The sequence below is a fragment of the Halorubrum sp. BV1 genome (genome assembly GCF_000746205.1).
Classification (GTDB): Archaea; Halobacteriota; Halobacteria; order Halobacteriales; family Haloferacaceae; genus Halorubrum.
Genome location: NZ_JQKV01000002.1, coordinates 720,971 through 742,609 on the forward strand (window position 1 = coordinate 720,971; position 21,639 = coordinate 742,609).

A 21,639-nucleotide genomic window follows, 5' to 3' on the forward strand; every position below is an offset into this window, starting at 1 on the left:
CGATCGGTGACGACGACGCTGGCGCGGTGACCCCGCCCGACTCGCACATCGAGACGTCGCGCCGCCGAGTCGACCGAGGTGGATTTTTATCTCCCCCCTCGAATCACCGTCCATGCCCGAACTCACGCGCCGCGGCTGGCTCCGCGCCGCCGGCGGCGTCGGCCTCGCGGGACTCGCCGGCTGTAGCGCCCTCCGAGACACAGGCTCGCCCGACGTCGGCCCCGCCGACGGGACCGACGCGCCCGGCGACGGGATCGACCTGTCGAGCCGTCCCGAGTCGCCCGACGGACTCACGACGCAGTTTCGTCGGGGGCTGCGGAACGCGGGGACCGTCGACGCGACGATACCGGACCGCGTCGAGGTCGACTGGGCCGTCCCGGCCAACCGCGGCGACCACACCGCCTCGAAGGGCAGTCCGATGCGGGCACCGAGCGGCGCGATCCTCGTTGCCGACGACACGGGCCGGGTTCAGTCGCTCTCGCCGGACGGCGAGACGAACTGGTCGACCTCGATCTCCGATGACGACCGCGGCAGCCACGGGACGCCCGCGATAGCCGATGGCATGGCGTACGTGGGCACCTACGACGGCGTCGTCTCGGCGGTGGCGGTCGAGAGCGGCGAGATAGACTGGCAGACCACGGTCGGCGGCTCCGCCGCCGCCAGTCCGACCTACTACGAGGGGAAGCTGTACGTCGCCGTCGAGCACCCGACGCCGAGCGGGAGCGTCGTCGTGATGGACGCCGAGAGCGGCGAGGTCGAGTGGCGCGACCGCCGGCCGACCGACCACCCGCACTCGACGGTCGCGATCGACGTCGACCGCGACCGGTTCCTGTTCGGGTCGAACGACGGCTACTGTTACGCGTGGTCGCTCTCGGACCGCGAGCGCGTGTGGCGGTACGACACCGGCGGCGACTCGAAGGCCCCGATAGCGATCAGCCGCGGCATCGCCGTCGTCCCGTCGTGGGCGGAAACGGTCACCGCGGTCGACGTCGAGGACGGCTCGCAGATCTGGGAGTTCGAGACCGGCGGCTACGTCATGTGCGCGCCCGCGGTCCGCGACGACACGGTGTACGTGGGCAGCCACGACGGCAACTGTTACGCGCTCGATCTCGCGTCCGGCGAGGAGCTGTGGTCGACGCCGACGGACGGCTGGATCACCGGGAGCGCGGTCGCGACGACCGATCACGTCCTCGTCGGCTCGTACGACGCGACCCTCTACGCGCTCGACCGCGCTGACGGCTCGGTGACGTGGTCGATCGAAGGGCGCGGCGACGTGACGAGCGCGCCGCTCGTCACCGACGACGCGATCTACTACACGGAACGCGCGCCGGAGGACACGGACGAGGCCGGGATGTGCTACAAGCTGGTCGGCGTCTGAGTCGGGACGGGAGAAAACGACACGAACGTCCACCCGAAACGGAGGGTCCGAAACGGTTTTGCCGGGGCCTGACGGACGGTCGATATGCCAACGGATCCTGACACAGGGTACGACCCGTCTCTGGGTCGGAAGTTCATGTTCGTCACCGGCGGCGTCATGTCCGGGCTGGGTAAGGGGATCACCGCCGCCAGCACCGGGCGACTGCTCGCGAACGCCGGCTTCGACGTCACCGCGGTGAAGGTCGACCCGTACCTCAACGTCGACGCCGGGACGATGAACCCCTACGAGCACGGCGAGGTGTACGTCCTCAAAGACGGCGGCGAGGTCGACCTCGATCTGGGCAACTACGAGCGGTTCCTCGGAACCGACATGACGTTCGACCACAACGTCACCACGGGGAAGACCTACCAGCACGTCATCGAGCGCGAGCGCGCCGGCGACTACCTCGGCAAGACCGTCCAGATCATCCCGCACGTCACCGACGACATCAAGCGACGCATCCGCGAGGCAGCCGAGGGGAGCGACGTCTGTCTCATCGAGATCGGCGGCACCGTCGGCGACATCGAGTCCATGCCCTTCCTCGAAGCCCTCCGCCAGTTCGCCCACGAGGAGGACGACGAGGATATCCTCTTTACGCACGTCACCTTAGTCCCCTACTCGAAGAACGGCGAGCAGAAGACGAAACCGACCCAGCACTCGGTGAAAGAGCTTCGCTCGATCGGCCTCCAGCCGGACATCCTCGTCGGGCGCTCCGAGGACCGACTGGATCCGGAGACGAAAGAGAAGATCGCCCTGTTCTGTGACGTGCCCACCGACGCCGTCTTCTCGAATCCCGACGTCGAGGACATCTATCATGTTCCCTTGATGGTCGAAGACGAAGGGTTAGACGAGTACGTGATGGAGCGGCTCGGCATCGCCGACGAGGCGCTGCCGAAGGCCGACCGCTCGACGGAGTGGCGAGAGCTCGTCACCCGCGATCGCGACCGCGCGATCGACGTGGCGCTCGTCGGCAAGTACGCCTTAGAGGACGCGTACATGTCCATCCACGAGGCACTGAAGCACGCCGGCATCCAGACGGAGACGGAGGTGAACGTGCTGTGGGTCGACGCCGACGAGACGCGCGCGGAGCACGAAAAGCGGCTCGCGAGCGCGGACGCCGTCGTCGTCCCCGGCGGCTTCGGCTCCCGCGGCACGGACGGGAAGATCGAGGCGGTCCGGTACGCCCGCGAGAACGACGTCCCGTTCCTCGGACTCTGTTTAGGCTTCCAGATGGCGGTCGTCGAGCACGCGCGCAACGTGCTCGGTCTCGACGGCGCACACTCCGCGGAGATCGACCCCGACACGCCGCACCCGGTCATCGATCTGCTCCCCGAGCAGTACGAGACGGAGGACATGGGCGGGACGATGCGGCTCGGCGCACACGAGACCGACATCGAACCCGACACGCTCGCGGCGCGAGTGTACGACGCGGACTCCTGTACCGAGCGTCACCGCCACCGCTACGAGGTGAATCCCGAGTACATCGACGATCTCGAGACCGAGGGCCTGGTCTTCTCCGGACGCGCCGACAACCGGATGGAGATCGTCGAGCGCGAGAACCACCCGTTCTTTTTCGGGACGCAGGCGCACCCCGAGTTCCGGTCCCGCCCGGACCGCGCGAGCCCGCCGTTCGTCGCGCTGGTTGAGGCCGCGCTGGGATCGACGGACACAACCGAGCGGAACGCGGACGTGAGGCTATAGATGGTCGAGACGGAGGAGTTCATCGCGGAGGCGAAAGCGGAGATTCGGGAGGCGATCGGCGACGCCAACGCCGTGATCGCCTTATCGGGCGGGGTCGACTCGTCGGTCGCGGCGACGCTTGCGTACGAGGCGGTCGGCGACCAGCTCACGCCGGTGTACGTCGATACCGGACTGATGCGAAAAGGCGAGACCGCGGAGATCCGCGACACGTTCTCGTTTATGGAGTCGCTGCGGGTCATCGAGGCGCAAGACCGCTTCTTCGACCGACTCGCCGGCGTCACCGACCCCGAGGAGAAGCGCCACGTCATCGGCGAGGGGTTCATCGACGAGTTCGAGACGGTCGCGCGCGACGTGGACGCCGACTACCTCGTGCAGGGAACGATCTATCCCGACCGGATCGAATCGGAGGGGAACATTAAATCACACCACAACGTGGGCGGCCTCCCCGAGGTCGTCGACTTCGAGGGGATAGTCGAGCCGGTGCGCGACCTCTACAAAGACGAGGTGCGCGAGGTCGCCCGCGCGCTCGGCCTAGAGGAGATCATCTCCGAGCGGATGCCGTTTCCCGGTCCCGGGCTCGCCGTCCGGATCGTCGGCGAGGTCACGCCGGAGAAGGCCGCCGTCGCCCGCGAGGCGACCCACGTCGTCGAGGAGGAGTTAGAGGAGTACGACCCGTGGCAGGCGTTCGCCGCCGTCCTCGGGAAGGCCACGGGAGTCAAGGGCGACAACCGCGTCCACGGCTGGGTCGTCGCCGTGCGCTCGGTGGAGAGCCGCGACGGGATGACCGCCCGCGCACAGGAGATCGACTGGAGCACGCTCCAGCGCATTCAGAGCCGGATCACGGGCGAAAACGAGAACGTCGCGCGCGTCGTCTACGACGTGACGCACAAGCCCCCGGCGACGATCGAGTACGAGTGATGGCGGGGACCTCCTCCCGGTCCGACGGTCGGATCGCCATCGTCGCCGGTCCAGACCCGCACGGACTCGGAGACGAACTGACAGACTGCGGCGTGACGGTCCGCCGAATCGAGGGACTCGTCAGCGCCGAGACGCTCCGCGACGCCGGGATCGACGAGGCCGCGTACGTCGTCTTGACCGACGTCGAGGAGGCGACCGGCATCCCGGTCGCCAAAGAGATCAACCCCGACGTCCTCGCCGTGACGTACGCGGAGCGGTCGCTGCCGGAGTTCGTCGCCGGCGTCGCCGACCTCGCCGTCGACCCGGCGCTCATGGACGCAGAGATGGTCGCCGAGGAACTGACGCACGACGCGGCCGCAGACGACTCGTAGCCGGCCGGACTCGCCGCGTGCGGTTTCGGGTCCCTCCTTACTCACCGTCTACGTCCGCGAGAAACTCCACATCGCCGGCGATCACCGCGCTCGCTATCACTCCCACGCCGATCAGGAGCGCGACGACGCTGGTCGTCACCGCCACCGAGAGCGCGCTTCCGCCGACGGCGACGCCCACGAACGCACCGACGGCACCCCCGACGCCGCCCGCAATGATCGCGAGCGTCTGCGCCTCGCTCATAGCTGTAACTGTGCCAACATCCGGTATAAACGTTCGCGTCAGGTTCTCTCCGGTGATAACGGGTCCCGTCCGTGGACCGCCCGATCCTCAGCGCGGGTACGTCCGACCGATGTCGAGGTCATCAGGACCGTCCGCGGTGTCGGTGGCTGCGTCCTCCTCGTCGTCGCCGGGCGATACGTCCTCGTCACCGTCCGCGTCCGCGTTTCCGCCCGGACTCACGCTTCCGGTCCGGTAGCCGGCCATGTCGAGCGTGACGTACTCGAAGCCGACGTCGGAGAGGTGCTCGTGGACGGCCTCGGCGAAGGCGGGATCGAGGGCGCGCTCCAGTTCGTCGGGCGCGATCTCGACGCGCGCGAGCCCGTCGTGGTCGCGCACGCGGAACTGTTCGAAGCCCCACTCGCGAAGGATCCGCTCCGCCGTCTCCACGCGTGTCAGCCGCGCCTCGGTCACCTCCAGTCCGGTCGGGATCCGCGAGGAGAGACACGCCATCGAGGGTTTCTCGGCCACGGAGAGGTCGTACGCGTCTGCGATTTCTCTGACCTCCGCCTTCGTGATGGCCGCGTCGAGAAGCGGCGAGAACACGTCCAACTCCTCGACCGCTCGCAGCCCGGGGCGGTGCCCCTCGCCCGGGTCGTCCGCGTTGGTGCCGTCACAGACGGTGTCGATGCCGAGGTCCGTGGCCGTCTCGTACATCCGCCCGAGCCGCATCGTCCGGCAGTGGTAACACCGGTCGCCGTCGTTGGCGACGAAGTTCGGGTCGTCGAGCTCGGAGAAGGTCACCGTCTCGTGGCGGATGCCGATCTCCGTCGCGACCCGCTCCGCGTCCGCCAGCTCCGCGGCCGGGAGCGTCTCGCTTCGGGCGGTGCAGGCGACGGCGTCGTCGCCGAGGGCCTCGTGGGCGAGCGCCGCGACCACGGCGGAGTCGACGCCGCCGGAGAAGGCGACGAGGACGCCGTCGCGGGCGGCGAGCGCGTCGCGGGCGGCCGCCGCCTTCGCCGCCGTCTCCGCCGGGAGGTCGTCGCCGGCGGCGAGGGTGTGCTGACTCATGACCCCGGGTTCGCAGTCTGCGGGAAAAAACGCGTCGGCCGGGGCGGGACAGACGGCGACCGGCCGCAGGCGTGCAAGCGGACCGCTCCGGTCCGCGACCGTCCCGACCCACACGCTTTAGAGCGTTGCCGCGATATCCGCGGGTAGATGGAGTTGGAGGCGATCCCCGGCGTCGGCGCGAAGACGGCGGCGGCGCTGTCGGAGCTCGACGACCCTGTCGAGACCGTCGAGTCCGGCGACGTGGCCGCCATCGCTCGCGCGCCGGGCGTCAACGAGGCCCGCGCGGCGCGGATCGCCCGCGGCGCGATCCGACGACGACACGGCGACACGGGGCGCGTACTCGCGACCGACCGCGCCCGCGAGGTGTACCGCTCGGCGATCGACCTGCTGCGCGAGCGCACCGTCACCGACTACGCCGCGAAGCGGCTGGAGACGTTTTACCCGAGCGCGTCGGCCTCGCGGATCGCGGAGGCGCAGTCGCTCGCGGCCGCGGCGACGGAGCGCGACCCCGACCCCGACGTCCGCGACGCGCTCGCCGGCGTCGAACCGCTCTCGGACCCGCCGACCGTGCGCGTCCGCGACCGCTGTCTCGCGACCGCCGACGCCGAGACGCTCGCGCGCGCCGAGCGCGCGGTCCCCGAACTGTCGGTCGAAACGGTCGAAGACGCCCGAGATATCTCCGAACTCGCGCGGTCGTACGCGACGGTGATCGTGACAGACGAGGCGTTCGCCGGCCTCGACGTGGAGGGCGACGTCAAGGTCCGGCCGGACGCGTTGGAGACCCCCGCCGAGACGGTCCCCGAGCGGTTGCTCGCCTTCTTCGCGACGAACCGCGAGCGGCTGGAGGCGGCCGCCGCGGTCCACGAGGCGGCCGCGGCGGCCGACGACCCGATAACCGTGGACGGCCCCGCCGTCGACCTCGACCGGCTCCGGGACGCGCTCGCGCGGCTCGACGACGACGGGACGATAGTCGGGGACGAGGAACTCGCGCGGCTCTCCGACGCGGTCGACGATCTCGACGCGGCGGTGTCGACGGCAGCGTCCGTCGCCGACGACCGCCTGCGCGAGGCGATCCGCGAGCGCGACGTGACTATCGAGGGGACGGACTTCCTCTCTCTCGTCGAGCAGGGCGCGCGCGTCGACTCCCTTCTGGACCGCGAGCTGGCCGACGAGTACGACGAGGCGATAGCCGCCGCCCGCGAGCACCTCGCGGACGCCCTCCGGTTAGCGCCCGAGGAGGCCGAGCTCGCAGAGCCGATCTTCGACGGCGAGCCGTCGTTCCCGGTCGAACACGACGAGGACGCGGTCTCGCGGCTCCGAACCGAACTCGCCGCCGCCCGCGACCGGCGGGCCGCCCGCCTGAAAGCCGACCTCGCGGCCGACCTCGGCGATCTCAGAGAGCCGGTCGAAACGCTGGTGCGCGACGCGCTCGAACTCGACGTGGAACTCGCGATCGCGCGGTTTGCGAGCGACTTCGACTGCGTGATGCCCGCGGTCGTCGACCCCGAATCGAGCGGCGGTTCGGAAGACGCGACGGACGGCGGCTTCCGGATCGAGGGCGGGCGCTCGCCGCTTCTCGACGTCGCGTTCGACGACGTCGAGCCGATCGACTACGGGGTCTCGGGCGCGACGCTCCTGTCCGGGGTCAACTCCGGCGGGAAGACCTCCACCCTAGATTTGGTCGCGCTCGTCGTCGTGCTCGCGCAGATGGGGCTTCCCGTGCCCGCCGAGTCGGCAACCGTCGAGCGCTGCGAAGAGATCCACTACTACGCCAAATCGCAGGGCACTCTCGACGCCGGCGCGTTCGAGGCCACGCTCCGGGACTTCGGCGACCTCGTCGAGGGCGCGGACGGCCGGCTCGTCTTGGTCGACGAACTGGAGTCGATCACGGAGCCGGGCGCGTCCGCGAAGATCATCGCCGGCATCTTGGAGGCGCTCGACGACCAGCACGCGACCGCGGTGTTCGTCTCGCACTTGGCCCGCGAGATCCGCGACGCCGCCGACTTCGCGGTCGCCGTCGACGGCATCGAAGCGGCCGGGCTCGTCGACGGCGAACTCCGTGTGAACCGCTCGCCGAAGAAGGGACACCTCGCGCGCTCGACGCCGGAGCTCATCGTCGAGAAGCTCGCCGGCGACCGCGGCGGCGAGTTCTACGACGATCTGTTAGAGAAGTTCTGAGCGACGAGGAGGGAGCAAAGCTATGCCGTCGTCCGGGGGTGCTCCGCCGCATCGTCGGCGGAGCGGTCGCCGTCGACCGGGTCGCCGAACGCGTACACCGTGTTGTGTCCGGTCACGGTCACGGTCAGGACGTCGCCGACCGCGACGCCGCGTTCCGTCGCATTCTGGACGATTATCTGTCTGTAGGCGCTGTCGCGGCACTTCACCGAGTCGCCGGTCCCCTCCTCGACGACGAGCACCTCGAACTCGTCGCCGACCATCGACTCGTACGCCTCGCCGACGACCGTCATCTTCAGCGCCGACATCGCCTTCGAGCGCTCCTTTTTCACCGTGCCCCCGAGCCCCTTCATGTCCGCGGCGTCGGTGCCGGGGCGCTTTGAGAAGCGGGTGACGTTGATCTTCTCGGGGCGGACCTCTCGGAGCAGGTCCATCGACTGCTCGTGGTCGGCGTCGTCCTCGGTGGGGAAGCCGACGATGAAGTCGGTCGAGAGCGTCCAGTGGTCGAGCCGGTCGTCGAACGCCGCGACGACTTCGCGGAACTTGTCGACGCGGTGTTGCCGGCGCATGTCTTCGAGCACGTCGTCGGAGCCGGACTGGACCGGGGCGTGGATGAAGTCGTACAGCTTCGGGTTGTCGGCGAACACGTCGGCGAGTTCCTCGTGGATCCCGTGGATCCCGCCGGGGTTCGCCATCCCGAGTCGAACCCGGAACTCGCCGTCGATGTCGCAGATCCGATCGAGCAGCTCCGGGAGCTTTCGGTCGCCCGTGTCCCAGCCGTAGACGCCGGTGTCTTGTCCCGTGACGCGGATCTCCTTTGCGCCGGCGTGAACCAGCTCTCGGGCCTTCTCGACGTTCTCCTCGACGGGCGGCGAGTCGACGCGGCCGGTCGCGAACTTCGTGATGCAGTACGAGCAGTTGCTCATGCAGCCGCGCGCGATGGGCAGGATGCCGACGACGCCGTCTAAGACGGGTTCTGCGTCGGGCGTGGTCGTCGGACACTCGCCGTTGAGCGCGTACGACGGGACCTCGTCCCAGTGGAGGATCTCCGCGTCGAGTCCGGCCGCCTCGAACAGGTCGCCCTGCGCGAGCGCCATACAGCCGGTGACGACGAGGTCCGTGGTCTCTTCGGCCAGTTCCTCCGCTCGGCGCAGCATGTTCTGCTCCGTCTTCTCGACGACCGTGCAGGTGTTGAGGATGGCGACGTCTGCGTCCTCGGGGCTCGCTGCGGGGCGGTGGCCGCCGTCTCGGAGCGCCCGCTCGATCTCTCGGCTCTCGCCTCGGTTCGAGCTACAGCCGTAGGTTTCGATGTGATACGTCGCCATCGAGTACGCACGTTACCCGTCCCGCGGGCAAAAGCGCGACGGATCGGCGGAGATCGGATCAGTCCTCGGCGACCGCGGTCGCCGTCGGGGCCTCCACGTCGGGGTCGCCCGCGGATCCCGGATCGCTCGCCTCGGCCGCGTCGACCGCCTCGTACACCGACCGGCGCGCGTCGGTGGGACAGAACCCCTCTTCGACGAGGCCGACGTCGATCAGCTTCTCGACCGCGAACCGGACCGTGCGCGTCGAGAGCCGAGTCTCCTCCGCGAGCCCCGTCTGGTCGAAGCGGCCCTCGGCTTCGAGGACGTAGTAGACGAGCTTGGCGCTCGGCGGGAGCGGCGAGAGCAGTTCGCGGGTACCTTCGTCCATGTACACGCACACGGGCGAGTCGGTCATAATCGTGGTCCGGGTGTGCGCGACCCCCACACGTCCACGAATTGTTTATATACGGTCGCGGATCGCGGGAGACCCACACGGTCTCTCGCCGGCCGAATTCTGAACGCCGAACGACGTCCCAAACGCCGAACGACGTCCCGAACGTCGAACACCTAGCCGCTCGATACAAACTCGAAGCGCGCGCCGGACGCGGCCTCGTCGATCGCGAACTCCCATCCGTGCGCCGCCGCGATCTCGCGGACGATCGCGAGCCCGAAGCCCGTCCCCCCGGGGTTGTCGGACGTGCCGTACTCGACCGCCGCCTCGGGATCGATATCGAAGCCGGTGCCGTCGTCCGCGACGTAGAACCCGTCCGGGAGCGATCCCACGGTGACGGAGAGGCAGTCGGTTCCAGTCGAATCGGCCCGTGCCGGCGTCGCCGAGGCGTCGCCGTGGTCGAGTCCGTGTTCGACGCTGTTCGTAAACAGGTTCTCGAACAGCGTTCGGAGGCGCTCCGGGTCGGCCTCGATCGCGGCGTCGCCGTCGCGCACGTCGAGCGTCGCTCTCGTGGTGTCGACGGTGCGCCACGCGCGCTCGGCCGCCGCGGCCAACGAGACGGGCTCGGGATCGTCGACGGTCCGTCCCTGTCGCGCCAGCGCCAGGAGGTCGTCGATGAGCTCTTCCATGCGGTCGTGTGCGTCTGTAGCCTTGTCGAGGTTCGCGAGCGCGTCGGCGTCGTCGACGCGCTCACAAGCGAGTTCGACTCGCCCCGTGGCGACGTTGAGCGGGTTTCGGAGGTCGTGAGAGACGAGTCCGGCGAACTTCTCGAGGCGCTCGACCTCCCGTTTCAGGTCGTCGTCGCGCTCTCTGAGCTGTCTCGTCCGGTCGGCTCGATCGAGTGCGACCGTCACGTTCGCTCCCAAGACGCGCGCCAACTGGACCGCCGTGTCGTCGAAAAACCCCGCCTCGTCGGAGCCGAGCGGCATCACGCCGTGGTCACCGAGGGGAACGACGAGGATGCTTCGGAGGTCGCCGTACTCGATGACGGTCTCCGTCGCGTCGAGGTCGTCGACGGCGATCGGTTCGCCTCGCTCGAACGCCTCCCAGATGATCCCGTCGCCCGGTCCGAACGCGGGGCGGTCGCCGAGCGACGCCCGCGCCTCCGCGCTGAGCGCCGTCGGCAACAGGGCGTCTCGGTCGTCGTCGTACAGCCGAACGCCGCTGCTCGGGAACTCGAGGATGTCGATCGCCGCGCGGGTGGCGATCTCCGCTATCGCCTCGCAGTCGTCACCGCGGAGCATCGTCCGGGTCGTCTCGTGGAGCCTCCGGAGGATCCGTTCGACTCGTTTCTGTTCGCCGATGTCCGCGTAGACGGTGTAGACGACCGTCTCCCTCGGACGCTCGACGGGGATTACGTGTAGGATGAAGTCCCGAACTCCTTCGGTCGTGTGGCGGCGAACCTCGACTCGCGAGGCGGTCCCGCCGTCCGCGACGCCGGCGAGATCGACTCCGTCTGCGTCGTCCGGGACGATCGCATCGCAGATCGCCTGATAGCCGCGGTCGCTCGCGGCGTATCCGAACGTTGCCTCGAACGCGTCGTTCGTGGCTTCCAGCCGCCGACCGGCACCGGGTCGACTCACCGTCCGCGCGGCCGGCAGCGGCAGGTCGTCGAAGAGCGCGCTCAGCCTGTCGCGTTCGCCTCGGAGCTCGTCTTCCGTCTCGATCTGTTCGATGGCGTCGGCCGCGTGTGCGGCCACCAGTTCGGCGAACTCGACGTCGCGAGCGTCGAAGGCGTCGCAGTCTGCCGCGACCGCGTAAAACACGCCCTCTGAGCCGATCGGGACCCGGATAACCGATCGCTCCTCGACGTCGACCCACGTCTCGACGCCCTCGACGTCCGCCGGCGTCTCCACTCCGCGGTCGGCGTCTCCCGTCCGAACGCGCTCTGCGGGCTCGAACGCCGCGATCTCGTCCGGGTCGGCGCGCTCCGACCGCGCGGCGGGGCGGAGCCGATCCCCCTCCAGACGAGCCGTGACGCAGCGGTCGAAATCGAGGATCTCCTCGACCGCGTCGACGACCCGCTCGAACACCTCGGTCGTGTCGTGGACCGACGTGAGGTCACTCGCGAACCCGTGTATCGCCGTGACCTTCGCGTTCACTTCCCGGAGGTCTCGCTCGGCGCGGCGGCGGTCGAGAGCGTTCGCGACGCTGTTCGCGAGCACCTCGTACCGGTCGCGTCCGACCCCCTTCTGGAGGTAGTCCGTGACGCCGGCTGAGATCGCCTCGCTCGCGATCCCCTCCGATCCCCTGCCGGTGAAGAGCACGAACGGGAGGTCGGAATCGATCGACCGGACGGCCTCCAGCAGTTCGAGTCCGTCCAGCTCCGGCATGTTGTAGTCGCTGACGACACAGTCGACGCACTCGTCGCGCACGACGCCAAGCGCCGCTTCCGGGTCCGTGCGAGCGACGGTCTCGACGCCGTCGACGAGGCGGTCGACGTGGACGGCGGCGAGGTCGGCGGCACCCGGCTCGTCGTCGACGACGAGGATCCGACACCGGCCGTCGTCTCCGGGCGGCGGTCCGCGGTCCGTGTCGCGTCCGGATTGCCCCGGCCCGATCCCGAACTCACCGTTCGGTCCGTCGCGGCCGCCGCCGGATCCGGGGTTCATGCGATCTACAGACATCATGTGCTGTTTTATTTTTTCGCCCCGGAGACCAGTATTGAGAATCGGTCGAAAACGGACGTTTCGGCCGCCCGGCGGCGCGCTACAGGAAGTCCTCGACGTGGTCTGCGACTTCCTCGGGGGTGTCGCCGACGGGGACACCCGCATCGTTGAGCGCGTCGATCTTCGACTGGGCCGTGCCCGTGCCGGAGCCGGAGACGATAGCGCCCGCGTGGCCCATCCGCTTGCCCGGGGGCGCAGTGCGGCCGGCGATGAAGCCGGCGACCGGCGTGTCCATGTGCTCGCCGATGAACTTCGCGGCCTGCTCTTCGTCCTCGCCGCCGATCTCACCGCACATCACGACCGCGTCGGTCGCTGGGTCGGACTCGAACGCGTCGAGCGCGTCGATGAAGGAGGTGCCGATGATCGGGTCGCCGCCGATGCCGATCGCGGTCGACTGGCCGAGCCCGCGCTCGGTGAGGTTGTCGACGACCTGGTAGGTCAGCGTTCCGGACCGGGAGACGAGCCCGACGCGGCCCTCGCTGAAGATGTTGCCGGGGAGGATGCCGAGCTTCGCCTCGCCGGGCGTGATGATCCCCGGACAGTTCGGGCCGATGAGGCGGGTTTCGACCTCGCTCAGGCGCTTGTTCACCTTCGCCATATCTTGGGTCGGAATCCCCTCGGTGATCGCGACCGCGAGGTCGAGATCGGTGTCGAGCGACTCGAAGATGGCGTCGCCCGCGAACGCGGGCGGCACGAAGATGACGGACGCGTCCGCGTCTTCGGCCTCAACGGCCTCGTCGACGGTGTCGTAGACGGGGACGCCGTCGACCTCCTGGCCGCCCTTGCCCGGCACTGCGCCGGCGACGACGTTGGTGCCGTACTCGATCATCTGGCCGGCGTGGAACTTGCCTTCCCCGCCGGTGATTCCCTGTACGACCACTCTGGTGTCGTCGTCGACGAAAATGCTCATTGGGTCACCTCCTCCGCGTTCTGCACCGCGCGCTGGACGGCGTCCTCCAGCGTCTCCTCGACTTCGATCAGGTCGGTGTTTAAGATCTCCATCCCCTCCGCGGCGTTCGTGCCGGCGAGCCGGACGACGACCTTCTTCGGGATCTCGTCGAACTCGGCGAGCGCCTCGTTGATCCCTTTGGCGACCTCGTCGCCGCGGGTGATCCCGCCGAAGATGTTGAACACGACGGCGTCGACGTTGGGGTCAGAAAAGACCATGTCGAGCGCCTGCGTGACGCGCTCTGCTTTCGCGCCGCCCCCGATATCGAGGAAGTTGGCGGGCGAGCCGCCGTAGTAGTCGACCAGATCGAGCGTCGTCATCACGAGTCCGGCCCCGTTGCCGATGATACCGACGTTGCCCGAGAGGCGGACGTAATCGAAGCCGTACTCGCCGGCCTTCCGCTCTAAGTCGTCCTCGTAGGACTCCTCTGCCATCTCGGACAGGTCGGGCTGTCGGAACAGCGCGTCCTCGTCGATGTTCATGACCGCGTCGGCGGCGACCACGTCGCGGTCGCCCGTGATCATGACGGGGTTGACCTCGATCTCCGAGGCGTCGTTCGCCTCGTAGAGGTCGTACAGCGTCGAGAGGATCGACGCCACGTCGAGCGCGACGTCGGCGTCGACGCCGGCCTCGTAGACGACCTTGCGGGCCTGATACGGGTGAAGGCCGAACGCGGGGTCGACGTGCTCGCGGGCGATCGCGTCGGGGGTCTCCGCCGCGACCTCCTCTATGTCCACGCCGCCCTCGGTCGAGACCATCAGGACGGGTTCGCCCTCGCCGCGGTCCATGGTGACGCCGACGTAGAGCTCGTCGACGAAGTCGACGCCCGCCTCGACGAGGACCGAATCGACGGTGTAGCCCTTCAGATCCATACCGAGGATCTCCTCGGCGTACTGCTCGGCCTCGTCTCGGTCGGTCGCGATCTTGATTCCCCCCGCCTTCCCGCGGCCGCCGACGTGGACCTGCGCCTTGATCGCGGCCGGGTAGCCGATCTCGTCGACCGCGTCGAGCGCCTCCTCGACGGTCGTCGCGAGCCGGGACTCCGGCACCGGGATCCCGGCATCCGCGAAGATAGTCTTCGCTTGATGTTCGTGAAGTTTCATCCGTGTGGGATCGGTACCGACGGCGGCTTAAATGGTTCCGATCCGGCTCACGAACGGCCGGCCGACGCGGGGGCCGAGGCGACTCCGCTCTCGAACGGTGCCCCTGCTGACGGGGAAAGAGGTATACAGCACGCCCCTTGCACGAGCGTATGGGAACGGAACGAAGTGGGGAACCGCCGGGGCCGTCGGGCCTTCCGGTAGTGGGAAACGCTCGCCAGTTCGCGTCGGATCCACTGTCGTTCTACGAGGAGGTCGCGCGCGAGTACGGACCGATCGCCCGCTACGCGCTCGGCGGTCGGGTGTTCTACCAGCTGAGCGACCCGGAACTCGTCGAGCAGGTGCTCGTCCACGAAAACGACAGGTTCGACAAAGGCGAGGAGTACCGACGGATTCTCAACCCCGTCATCGGCAACGGACTGTTGATAAGCGAGGGGGAGTTCTGGCGCGAGCAGCGTCACCGGATGGAGCCGGCCTTCCACCCGGAGGCGCTCGCGGAGTACGCGCCGGTGATAGTCGAACACACGGAGCGGCTGCTGGACGACTGGCGCGACGACACGGTGCGAGACGTCCACGCGGACATGATGCAACTCACCGTCGAGATCGCGGCGAAGACGCTTTTCGACGCCGACATTCGGAAGTACGAGGCCAACATCTCCGACGCCCTCGAAGCGGTGATGGACCGGTCTGAAAAGCGGCTCGAACGGCCGATCGAGATACCCGATAGCGTTCCCACCCCCGGCAACCGACGGTACAAGCGCGCACTCTCGACGCTCACCGAGATCGCGACGGAGATAGTCGAGTCGCACGACGGGAGCGGAGACGACGTGGTCTCTCGGCTCCTGCGAGCGAAACCGAACGCGGACGGCCTCGACGACGAACAGATACGAGACGAGGTCGTGACGCTGCTTTTGGCGGGCCACGAGACGACCGCGCTCGCGCTGACGTACACCCTCTACCTGCTGGCGACGAACCCGGAACAGGCAGACCGGCTCGGTGCCGAACTCGACGAGACGGCGGGTCGCGGTCCGCTGTCGACGGACGTCACAGCGGAGCTGTCGTACACGAAGCGGACGCTCAGAGAGGGAATGCGCGTTTACCCGCCGGTACAGAGCGTGATACGGGAGGCCACCGAGCCGGTCGAGATCGGCGGCTACGAACTCGACGACGGGGTCGTCGTGACGGCACCGCAGTGGGTGATCCACCGCGACCCCCGGTTTTACGAGCGGCCCGAGGCGTTCCGACCGGAGCGGTGGGACGAGGCGTTCCGCGAGTCGCTCCCGCGGTTCGCGTACTTCCCGTTCGGCGGCGGGCCTCGGCGCTGCATCGGTGAGAACTTCGCCAAACAGGAGATGCGGCTGGCGCTCGCCACGATCGCGCGGGACTGGGAGTTCGAGGCCGTGACCGACGAGCTGTCGCTGTCGCCGTCGATCACGCTCCGTCCGGACGGGCCGGTGAAACTGCGAGTCGGCCGGCGGTAGCGAGCGTCGCCCTCCCGCCTCTGATCCACGTCCGGAATCGGTGCGGCTCGCGGAGGGCCGTCTCGTCCGTTCGCTCAGTTCAGTCGTCGTCGCCGAGGATGACGCGGTGGGTCATCGCCTCGGGGTCGAGCACGTCGTCCGCCTCCTCCTCGGTGAGGTAGCCGGCGTCGACGGCGGCCTCGCGGACGCTCTTGCCCTCTTTCAGCGCGGTCTTCGCCACCTTCGAGGCCTTGTCATAGCCGATCGCGGGATTTAGCGCGGTCGCGAGCGCCATCGACTGCTCGACGCGGGTCTCGCAGTGCTCCTCGTTGGCCTCCAGCTTCGCGACGAACCGCTCGCCGAACGTCGCCGCGGCGTTCGAGAGAAGCTCGGCGGATTCGAGGAAGTTGTGCGCGATCACCGGCTTGTAGAGGTTCAAATCGATCTCGCCGCGGGCCGCGCCGGCCGAGACGGCGGCGTCGTTACCGACCACCTGCTTGTGGACCTGGTTGACCGACTCGGCGACGACCGGGTTGATCTTGCCGGGCATGATCGACGAGCCGGGCTGGTTCTCCGGCTGTTCGATCTCGCCGAGGCCGTTTCGCGGACCCGACGCGAGCAGCCGGAGGTCGTTTGCCATCTTGTTCATGCTCCCGGCGATCGTGCGGAGCGCGCCGTGTGCCTCCGCCATCGCGTCGTGGGCCGCCTGCGCCTCGAAGTGGTTCTCGGCCTCGCGGAACGTCGTCCCCGTCTCCTCGGAGATGTACTCAGCGGCGAGCCCGGGGAACTCGGGATGGGTGTTGAGCCCCGTCCCGACGGCGGTACCGCCCAGCGCGAGTTCGCGCAGGTTCGACTGCACCGCCTCGGCGCGCTCTATTCCCTTCGCGACCTGCGTGCGGTAGCCGCCGAACTCCTGACCGAGCCGGATCGGCGTGGCGTCTTGCAGGTGCGTGCGTCCGGTCTTGACCACGCCGTCGAACTCCGCCTCCTTGGCTTCCAGCTCGGCGTGAAGCGTTTCGAGGGCGGGTACCAGGTCCTTCTCGACGGCTTCGAGCGAGGCGACGTGCATCGCCGTCGGGATCACGTCGTTCGACGACTGGCCGTAGTTGACGTGGTCGTTCGGGTGGACGACGCGGTCGCCGATCTCCGCGCCCGCGATCTCGGCCGCGCGGTTCGCGATCACCTCGTTGGCGTTCATGTTCGATGAGGTGCCGGAGCCGGTCTGGAACACGTCGACCGGGAACTGGTCGTCGTGCTCGCCCGCGATCACCTCGTCCGCGGCGGCGACGATCGCCTCCGCGGTGTCCTCCTCCAGCAGTCCGAGGTCGCGGTTCGCCTGCGCGGCCGCCTTCTTGACGACACCGAGCCCGCGGATGAACCGCCGGCTCATCGGAATCCCGGAGACAGGGAAGTTCTCGACGGCCCGCTGGGTCTGTGCGCCCCAATAGGCGTCGGCCGGGACCTGCATCTCGCCGAGGCTGTCCTCCTCCGTGCGGTAGTCTTCGCCCATGCCTGCGGCTTCCCGCGAGACCGGGTAAAAGCTACTGAAACCGCTCACCGTTCTCACGGCACGGGAGAGCGGCTACCATGGATCGGTTCAGGCCTCGTCGACCGGGAACAGCCCCGCGTCGCGGAGGTCGGCGTCAAGGCTTCCGTCGCCGTGTTCCGCGTAGGCGTCGGGCGTGTACGTCTTTATCTCCAGCGCGTGGACCGAACGCGTCATGTGGTCGCCGACGGCGTCGTACACGCGCTGGTGTTGGTCGACGAGCGACTCGCCCTCGAAGGCGGGCGAGACGACGAGGGCGGCGAAGTGCGCGTCCTCATCCTCGTCGTCGTGGATACGCGGATTGGTGACGCGAGCGACGGCGTCCGCGACGTTCGACTCGATGAGGTCTTCGACCGCTGCCGGATCGATGGTCATGGTCGGTTTCGGGTCCCGGCGGGCAAAAAGCGACCGCATGGGTCCAGCGTGCCGACCGGCTTCGCCCCGGTCGCCTAGCGCTCAAACACGAGGCCGTAGTGATACGGCGGGAGGTCGACCTCGCGGTCGAGCCGGAAGTCGGTCGCCGACTCGATGACGCGTCGCGTCTCTGCGGGACCGATCCGGAGGTCGGTCGGCGGGCCGCGCGGCTCTCCGCCGACCGTCGTCTCCGCTCGGGGGAGCGTCCGCCAGTTGACCACGACGAACCGACCGTCGGGCGCGAGCGCATCGCTCACGGCCGCGAGGAAGGCGTCGCGGTCGTCGATCCCGTGGAACGCGTTTGCGAGCAACGCGACGTCGACCGGCTCCGGGAGATGCGATCCGAGTTCGCGGGCATCCCCCCGGATCGGAACGACGGCGTCTATCCCCTGTTCGGCCGCGAGAGCCGCGAGTTCGTCGAGAAGAGTCTCATCGAGGTCGACGGCGTACACCGGTGCGGGGTCGACGATCCGCGCGGCCGGCAGCGCAAAGTAGCCGTTGCCACAGCCGATCTCGGCCGTGCGGTCGCCTCGTTCGAGGCCGAGCCGACGGAGCGTGTCCGCCGGCGTCGGCCAGAGCCGACCCCACCAGTCCCAGTCCGGCTGTCCGGTGTTCTGGAATCGTTCCATACCGGACGATAGCGAGGATGTCTGTGTTATGTGTTCCGGAGCGAAACAGCTCGGCGAACGACTCACTCCCCGGACGCGAGCCGACGCAGCCGCGGCAGCGCCTGCTCGTAGCCGAGTCCGACGACGCCGACGTACAGCGCGAGAAGACCCATCGCGATCCCCCACGCGCCGAGCACGAGGTCGCCGGCCGTGACCGCCGAGAGTCCGAACTGTTCGAGGACGACGCCACCTGCGGCCGCCCCCCCGGCACCGAGGGTGACGGCGACGAGTTCAGCGATCTCGACCGCGGCGGCGGGTACTTCGACCATGCTCCACCGACGGCGGCGGCGCAATATGACTCTTTTGGACCGACGGGATAGTGGATGAGCCGCGAACGCCACGCTGGAAGGAGAACGCCGTCGGCTTCGGCGACGGAGAGCGGCCCTTTTATTTTCGTGAGCGCGTATCACCGCGTACGCATGAGCAACGGAGACGGCGACGGTCGGAACGACCTCCGGATGCCCGACGACGACGAGGTGTTCGCGGAGGTCATAGAGATGCTCGGCGCGAACCGCGTCAGAGTCCGCTGTGCGGACGGCACGGAGCGGACCGCGCGCATTCCGGGGAGAATGCAAAAGCGCGTCTGGATCCGCGAGGACGACATCGTGCTCGTCGAGCCGTGGGACTGGCAGGACGAGAAGGCCGACATCTCGTGGCGCTACGAGAAGAGCGAGGCCGAACAGCTCCGCGAGGAAGGTCACCTGCAGTGATCTCCGCCGCCGCGACCGCAGCGAGTTGCTAACGACGTTTTTGTCCCCTGCGCCCCGTCACTCGGTCGTGAACCGCTCCCGCTCCGCGAGCGCGAGCTCCGTGCCGTAGCGTTCGACGAGCGGAACGTACGCGTCGCCGAGCGCGCGCATGCAGGCGGCCGTCGAGACGAACCCGAGGTCGTCTGCCACCGACGCCGCTTTCCGGCCCTGTAACACCTTCTGGACCAGCAGGCGCTCCTCGCGGTCGTCGAGTGCGGCGTCGTCCGCGCCGTCACCCTCGATCAGCGCCGCGAGCGCGAGGTCGCGGAACGCCCCCGGCGCGGTGTCGTAGGTTCCCGGCCCGAACGACGCGCCCACCACGGAGCGCCACTCCGCGTCCGTCAGGTCGATCGGGACCGGCGCGGCGCAGGCGCGCAGCGCGCCGCGGATCACGTCGGCGTCGACCTCGCGGTGAGCGTCCGAGAGGCCGTCTCGCTCCCGGTCACGGAAGGCGTCGGCGTGGCGATCGAGGAGAGCCGCTCCCGCCTCGCCGGCCGGCCGCAACATGACCGCCGAGTGCTCGCCGGAGGTGTCGTTACGGACGGTCGAGAGGTGTACCGTCCGGTAGCCCGCGCGTCGCCAGAACCGGAGCAGCCGAGGCGTCGCGCCGTACCCGACGGAAAAGTAGTCGACGCCGTCGCCGGCGGCGTCCGTGCTCCCGAACTCGGCGTCCGTACTCTCGACCCCCGCGTCCGTGCCCTCGAATGCTCCGCCCGTGCTCCCGAACTCGGCGTGTATCTCGGAGAGCAGCCGCGATCCGAACCCCTCGTCGCGGAGGGCGGCGTGGGTCGCGATCCGGACCGTCCGGATGCCCCGCGGTTCGGCGGCCGCCTCGTCGCGAAGCTGGCTCGTGAGCAGATCCGGCACCATGTTCCCGCGGACGCGCTCGCCCTCGTACATTTCGCTGCGGGTCGCCGCGTCCAGGCCCCCTTCACGCGCGAGCAGGGCGACCGCGACGACCCGGCCGTCGGCGACGAGCGCCCGCGCGAGAAGGTTCGGCGCGTCGAGTAACCGCGCAAGGTCGTTCGGCTCCGTTCTGTAGTGCGCGGCCACGAGCAGGCCGAACGCCTCGCCGAGGAGCGTTTCGTCCGCAACTAACTCGGTCGGATCGAGGGGCCGATACGTCGCGTCTGCAACCGCCGCCCCCGCGACCGCCTCCTCGACCGCCGGCCGCGCGTCGAGCAGGAGCGCGTGCGACGCCCACGCCTCGATCGGGTCGTCGCGCGCGTACCGGATCGGCTCGTCGAGCCGCACGTCTCGCACCGCGAGCCGGCTCGCGAGCAGGCGCTCGCGGAACCGGATAGCGAACCCCCGCCCGGACCCCTCGTAACCGTGGACCGTCGTACAGAAGGCGATCGACGGCGCATCGAGAAGGCGGTCGAGCAGTCGTACCGGCAGCGCGGCCGCCTCGTCGACGATCACGACGTCCGGGCGTCCGGGCATCTCCGACGCCTCCGCCGGCGGCAGGTAGCGGACGCGCCCACCGCCCGGGACATCGAGGTTGCGCGTCGCCTCCGCCGCCGCGGTCGCGGATGATTCTGTGTCGTCGGTGCCGTCGCGGCTCACAAGCTCTCGGGCGCGCGCGAACACCGCCGCGGCGTTTTGCGCCGCCGGCGCGGTGACGAGCACGTCCGCGCCCGAAAGCGCCAGCGCGCCGGCGGCGAGGCCCGCCGCGCTCGACTTGCCGCGACCCCGATCCGCCTCGACGACGACAGCGTTTCCGGGAGTCGAGAGCGGCTCGAACGCCCGCACGGCGCGCGCCTGATCGGCCGTGAGACAGGCCTCGTACGCCGCGGTCGGGAACGTCGCGTCCGGCGGTGCAGTCGGCGGCTGCGTCTCCGAGACCGTCTCGCCACCGCCCACGGAGTCCGCGGAGAGCGCGTCGCGGGAGAGCGCGTTGCGCCCCTCGGGACCGTCTCCCAGCGACACGATCGCGATTCCCGAGTGGGTTCGGAGCGTGTCGACCAGCCGCTCGCGGAAGCGGCCGGCCACGTCGTCGAGGGCGTACGGCGGAACCGCGAGCGACTCGTCGAAGCGGTCGCGCGTCGCGGGCCACGCGTCGAGCGCCGGCGCGACGAGGATCAAGAGTCCGCCGCCGTCGACCGCCCCGACACACCGGCCGAGCGCGTTCGGCACGAACTGCTCGTGGCAGTCGAGCACCACGGCTTCGCGGGTGCGACCGAGGAGCCCGTCAGCGCGCCGCGGCCGGTGCTCCTCGAACCGGAATCCCTCGCGCGTCGAGACGACAGAGACGTCGTCCTCGGTCGCTCCGAGGGCCGCCTCGACTGCCGTGTAGGCCGCGTCGATCCCGGTGTCGCGGTCGCCGGCGAGCACGAGGACGCGTCGCTCGTTCACCGCTTCGGCCGCTCGTTTCGCCCGCCGCGCCAGCGTCGCGATCATTCGTCGGTTGGCACTCGTTGTCCGGGACGGCGGATGTGTCTTGTCCTCCGCGGTGGGGA

The 21,639-nt window shown here is 69.2% G+C and carries 19 protein-coding genes; 7 read left to right on the forward strand and 12 right to left on the reverse strand.

Annotation, left to right across the window (positions count from 1 at the left end; translation table 11 throughout):
* Positions 1–112: 112 nt before the first annotated feature.
* From EP28_RS08180 to EP28_RS08195, 4 genes are all read left to right on the forward strand, one after another.
* Positions 113–1,378 carry an outer membrane protein assembly factor BamB family protein gene (locus tag EP28_RS08180; RefSeq protein WP_049983505.1) on the forward strand — a complete coding sequence of 422 codons (1,266 nt, stop codon included), beginning with the start codon at positions 113–115 and terminating at the stop codon, positions 1,376–1,378.
* An 84-nt stretch (positions 1,379–1,462) separates the two neighbouring features.
* Positions 1,463–3,118 carry a CTP synthase gene (locus tag EP28_RS08185; RefSeq protein ID WP_049983506.1) on the forward strand — a complete coding sequence of 552 codons (1,656 nt, stop codon included), beginning with the start codon at positions 1,463–1,465 and terminating at the stop codon, positions 3,116–3,118.
* Positions 3,119–4,036, forward strand: a complete 918-nt coding sequence (gene guaA / locus EP28_RS08190; protein WP_049983507.1) for a glutamine-hydrolyzing GMP synthase — start codon at positions 3,119–3,121, stop codon at positions 4,034–4,036.
* Positions 4,036–4,407 carry a DUF7126 family protein gene (locus EP28_RS08195; protein ID WP_049983508.1) on the forward strand — a complete coding sequence of 124 codons (372 nt, stop codon included), beginning with the start codon at positions 4,036–4,038 and terminating at the stop codon, positions 4,405–4,407. Before guaA ends, EP28_RS08195 begins: the two co-directional genes overlap by 1 nt.
* 37 nt (positions 4,408–4,444) lie before the next feature.
* Here the strand turns inward: EP28_RS08195 and EP28_RS08200 are convergent, their stop codons facing one another.
* Complete coding sequence (locus EP28_RS08200; RefSeq protein ID WP_049983509.1) at positions 4,445–4,648, reverse strand: hypothetical protein; 204 nt, start codon at positions 4,646–4,648, stop codon at positions 4,445–4,447.
* A gap of 87 nt (positions 4,649–4,735) precedes the next feature.
* On the reverse strand, positions 4,736–5,695 hold the full coding sequence (gene larE, locus EP28_RS08205; protein ID WP_049983510.1) for an ATP-dependent sacrificial sulfur transferase LarE: 960 nt from the start codon (positions 5,693–5,695) through the stop codon (positions 4,736–4,738).
* A 147-nt stretch (positions 5,696–5,842) separates the two neighbouring features.
* Here larE and EP28_RS08210 point away from each other — a divergent pair, with 147 nt between their 5' ends.
* Positions 5,843–7,873, forward strand: a complete 2,031-nt coding sequence (locus EP28_RS08210; protein WP_049983511.1) for a MutS-related protein — start codon at positions 5,843–5,845, stop codon at positions 7,871–7,873.
* Positions 7,874–7,893: 20 nt separating this feature from the next.
* Here EP28_RS08210 and EP28_RS08215 read toward each other — a convergent pair whose 3' ends face one another.
* The 5 genes from EP28_RS08215 to sucC all read right to left on the reverse strand — a co-directional run bounded on the left by EP28_RS08215 (position 7,894) and on the right by sucC (position 14,346).
* Positions 7,894–9,195, reverse strand: coding sequence for a tRNA (N(6)-L-threonylcarbamoyladenosine(37)-C(2))-methylthiotransferase (locus EP28_RS08215; protein ID WP_049983512.1), 1,302 nt, complete (start codon positions 9,193–9,195; stop codon positions 7,894–7,896).
* Positions 9,196–9,253: 58 nt separating this feature from the next.
* On the reverse strand, positions 9,254–9,562 hold the full coding sequence (locus EP28_RS08220; protein ID WP_049983513.1) for a helix-turn-helix domain-containing protein: 309 nt from the start codon (positions 9,560–9,562) through the stop codon (positions 9,254–9,256).
* Between the two features lie 179 nt (positions 9,563–9,741).
* Complete coding sequence (locus EP28_RS08225; protein ID WP_080506087.1) at positions 9,742–12,237, reverse strand: GAF domain-containing protein; 2,496 nt, start codon at positions 12,235–12,237, stop codon at positions 9,742–9,744.
* Positions 12,238–12,334: 97 nt separating this feature from the next.
* Positions 12,335–13,204: a succinate--CoA ligase subunit alpha gene (gene sucD / locus EP28_RS08230; protein ID WP_049983514.1), complete on the reverse strand. Its 870-nt coding sequence runs from the start codon at positions 13,202–13,204 to the stop codon at positions 12,335–12,337.
* Positions 13,201–14,346: an ADP-forming succinate--CoA ligase subunit beta gene (gene sucC / locus EP28_RS08235; RefSeq protein ID WP_049983515.1), complete on the reverse strand. Its 1,146-nt coding sequence runs from the start codon at positions 14,344–14,346 to the stop codon at positions 13,201–13,203. The genes sucD and sucC overlap by 4 nt, the downstream gene beginning before the upstream one ends.
* Before the next feature lie 149 nt (positions 14,347–14,495).
* Here sucC and EP28_RS08240 point away from each other — a divergent pair, with 149 nt between their 5' ends.
* Positions 14,496–15,824, forward strand: coding sequence for a cytochrome P450 (locus tag EP28_RS08240; RefSeq protein ID WP_049983516.1), 1,329 nt, complete (start codon positions 14,496–14,498; stop codon positions 15,822–15,824).
* A 79-nt stretch (positions 15,825–15,903) separates the two neighbouring features.
* On the opposite strand, the gene EP28_RS08245 is transcribed toward EP28_RS08240, so the two are convergent.
* The 4 genes from EP28_RS08245 to EP28_RS08260 all read right to left on the reverse strand — a co-directional run bounded on the left by EP28_RS08245 (position 15,904) and on the right by EP28_RS08260 (position 18,700).
* On the reverse strand, positions 15,904–17,313 hold the full coding sequence (locus EP28_RS08245) for a class II fumarate hydratase (protein ID WP_049983517.1): 1,410 nt from the start codon (positions 17,311–17,313) through the stop codon (positions 15,904–15,906).
* 87 nt (positions 17,314–17,400) lie between these two features.
* Complete coding sequence (locus EP28_RS08250) at positions 17,401–17,724, reverse strand: BolA family protein (protein WP_049983518.1); 324 nt, start codon at positions 17,722–17,724, stop codon at positions 17,401–17,403.
* A gap of 74 nt (positions 17,725–17,798) precedes the next feature.
* Positions 17,799–18,392 carry a class I SAM-dependent methyltransferase gene (locus EP28_RS08255; protein WP_049983519.1) on the reverse strand — a complete coding sequence of 198 codons (594 nt, stop codon included), beginning with the start codon at positions 18,390–18,392 and terminating at the stop codon, positions 17,799–17,801.
* 62 nt (positions 18,393–18,454) lie between these two features.
* Positions 18,455–18,700: a DUF8151 family protein gene (locus EP28_RS08260; RefSeq protein WP_049983520.1), complete on the reverse strand. Its 246-nt coding sequence runs from the start codon at positions 18,698–18,700 to the stop codon at positions 18,455–18,457.
* A 150-nt stretch (positions 18,701–18,850) separates the two neighbouring features.
* Here EP28_RS08260 and eif1A point away from each other — a divergent pair, with 150 nt between their 5' ends.
* A complete protein-coding gene (gene eif1A / locus EP28_RS08265) occupies positions 18,851–19,141 on the forward strand; it encodes a translation initiation factor eIF-1A (RefSeq protein WP_049983521.1) in 291 nt (96 codons plus the stop codon).
* A gap of 57 nt (positions 19,142–19,198) precedes the next feature.
* Here eif1A and tmcA read toward each other — a convergent pair whose 3' ends face one another.
* Positions 19,199–21,580, reverse strand: a complete 2,382-nt coding sequence (gene tmcA / locus EP28_RS08270) for a tRNA(Met) cytidine acetyltransferase TmcA (protein ID WP_049983522.1) — start codon at positions 21,578–21,580, stop codon at positions 19,199–19,201.
* Positions 21,581–21,639: the final 59 nt, after the last annotated feature.

What these genes read in the sequence shown, in the direction of transcription:
- EP28_RS08200 (WP_049983509.1), bottom strand. Translation starts at nt 4,648, where the DNA reads ATGAGCGAGGCGCAGACGCTCGCGATCATTGCGGGCGGCGTCGGGGGT.
- larE (WP_049983510.1), bottom strand. Translation starts at nt 5,695, where the DNA reads ATGAGTCAGCACACCCTCGCCGCCGGCGACGACCTCCCGGCGGAGACG.
- EP28_RS08195 (WP_049983508.1), top strand. Translation starts at nt 4,036, where the DNA reads ATGGCGGGGACCTCCTCCCGGTCCGACGGTCGGATCGCCATCGTCGCC.
- tmcA (WP_049983522.1), bottom strand. Translation starts at nt 21,580, where the DNA reads ATGATCGCGACGCTGGCGCGGCGGGCGAAACGAGCGGCCGAAGCGGTG.
- EP28_RS08215 (WP_049983512.1), bottom strand. Translation starts at nt 9,195, where the DNA reads ATGGCGACGTATCACATCGAAACCTACGGCTGTAGCTCGAACCGAGGC.
- EP28_RS08255 (WP_049983519.1), bottom strand. Translation starts at nt 18,392, where the DNA reads ATGGAACGATTCCAGAACACCGGACAGCCGGACTGGGACTGGTGGGGT.
- EP28_RS08180 (WP_049983505.1), top strand. Translation starts at nt 113, where the DNA reads ATGCCCGAACTCACGCGCCGCGGCTGGCTCCGCGCCGCCGGCGGCGTC.
- EP28_RS08250 (WP_049983518.1), bottom strand. Translation starts at nt 17,724, where the DNA reads ATGACCATCGATCCGGCAGCGGTCGAAGACCTCATCGAGTCGAACGTC.
- sucC (WP_049983515.1), bottom strand. Translation starts at nt 14,346, where the DNA reads ATGAAACTTCACGAACATCAAGCGAAGACTATCTTCGCGGATGCCGGG.
- EP28_RS08260 (WP_049983520.1), bottom strand. Translation starts at nt 18,700, where the DNA reads ATGGTCGAAGTACCCGCCGCCGCGGTCGAGATCGCTGAACTCGTCGCC.
- EP28_RS08240 (WP_049983516.1), top strand. Translation starts at nt 14,496, where the DNA reads ATGGGAACGGAACGAAGTGGGGAACCGCCGGGGCCGTCGGGCCTTCCG.
- EP28_RS08220 (WP_049983513.1), bottom strand. Translation starts at nt 9,562, where the DNA reads ATGGACGAAGGTACCCGCGAACTGCTCTCGCCGCTCCCGCCGAGCGCC.
- sucD (WP_049983514.1), bottom strand. Translation starts at nt 13,204, where the DNA reads ATGAGCATTTTCGTCGACGACGACACCAGAGTGGTCGTACAGGGAATC.
- EP28_RS08210 (WP_049983511.1), top strand. Translation starts at nt 5,843, where the DNA reads ATGGAGTTGGAGGCGATCCCCGGCGTCGGCGCGAAGACGGCGGCGGCG.
- guaA (WP_049983507.1), top strand. Translation starts at nt 3,119, where the DNA reads ATGGTCGAGACGGAGGAGTTCATCGCGGAGGCGAAAGCGGAGATTCGG.
- EP28_RS08225 (WP_080506087.1), bottom strand. Translation starts at nt 12,237, where the DNA reads ATGAACCCCGGATCCGGCGGCGGCCGCGACGGACCGAACGGTGAGTTC.
- eif1A (WP_049983521.1), top strand. Translation starts at nt 18,851, where the DNA reads ATGAGCAACGGAGACGGCGACGGTCGGAACGACCTCCGGATGCCCGAC.
- EP28_RS08185 (WP_049983506.1), top strand. Translation starts at nt 1,463, where the DNA reads ATGCCAACGGATCCTGACACAGGGTACGACCCGTCTCTGGGTCGGAAG.
- EP28_RS08245 (WP_049983517.1), bottom strand. Translation starts at nt 17,313, where the DNA reads ATGGGCGAAGACTACCGCACGGAGGAGGACAGCCTCGGCGAGATGCAG.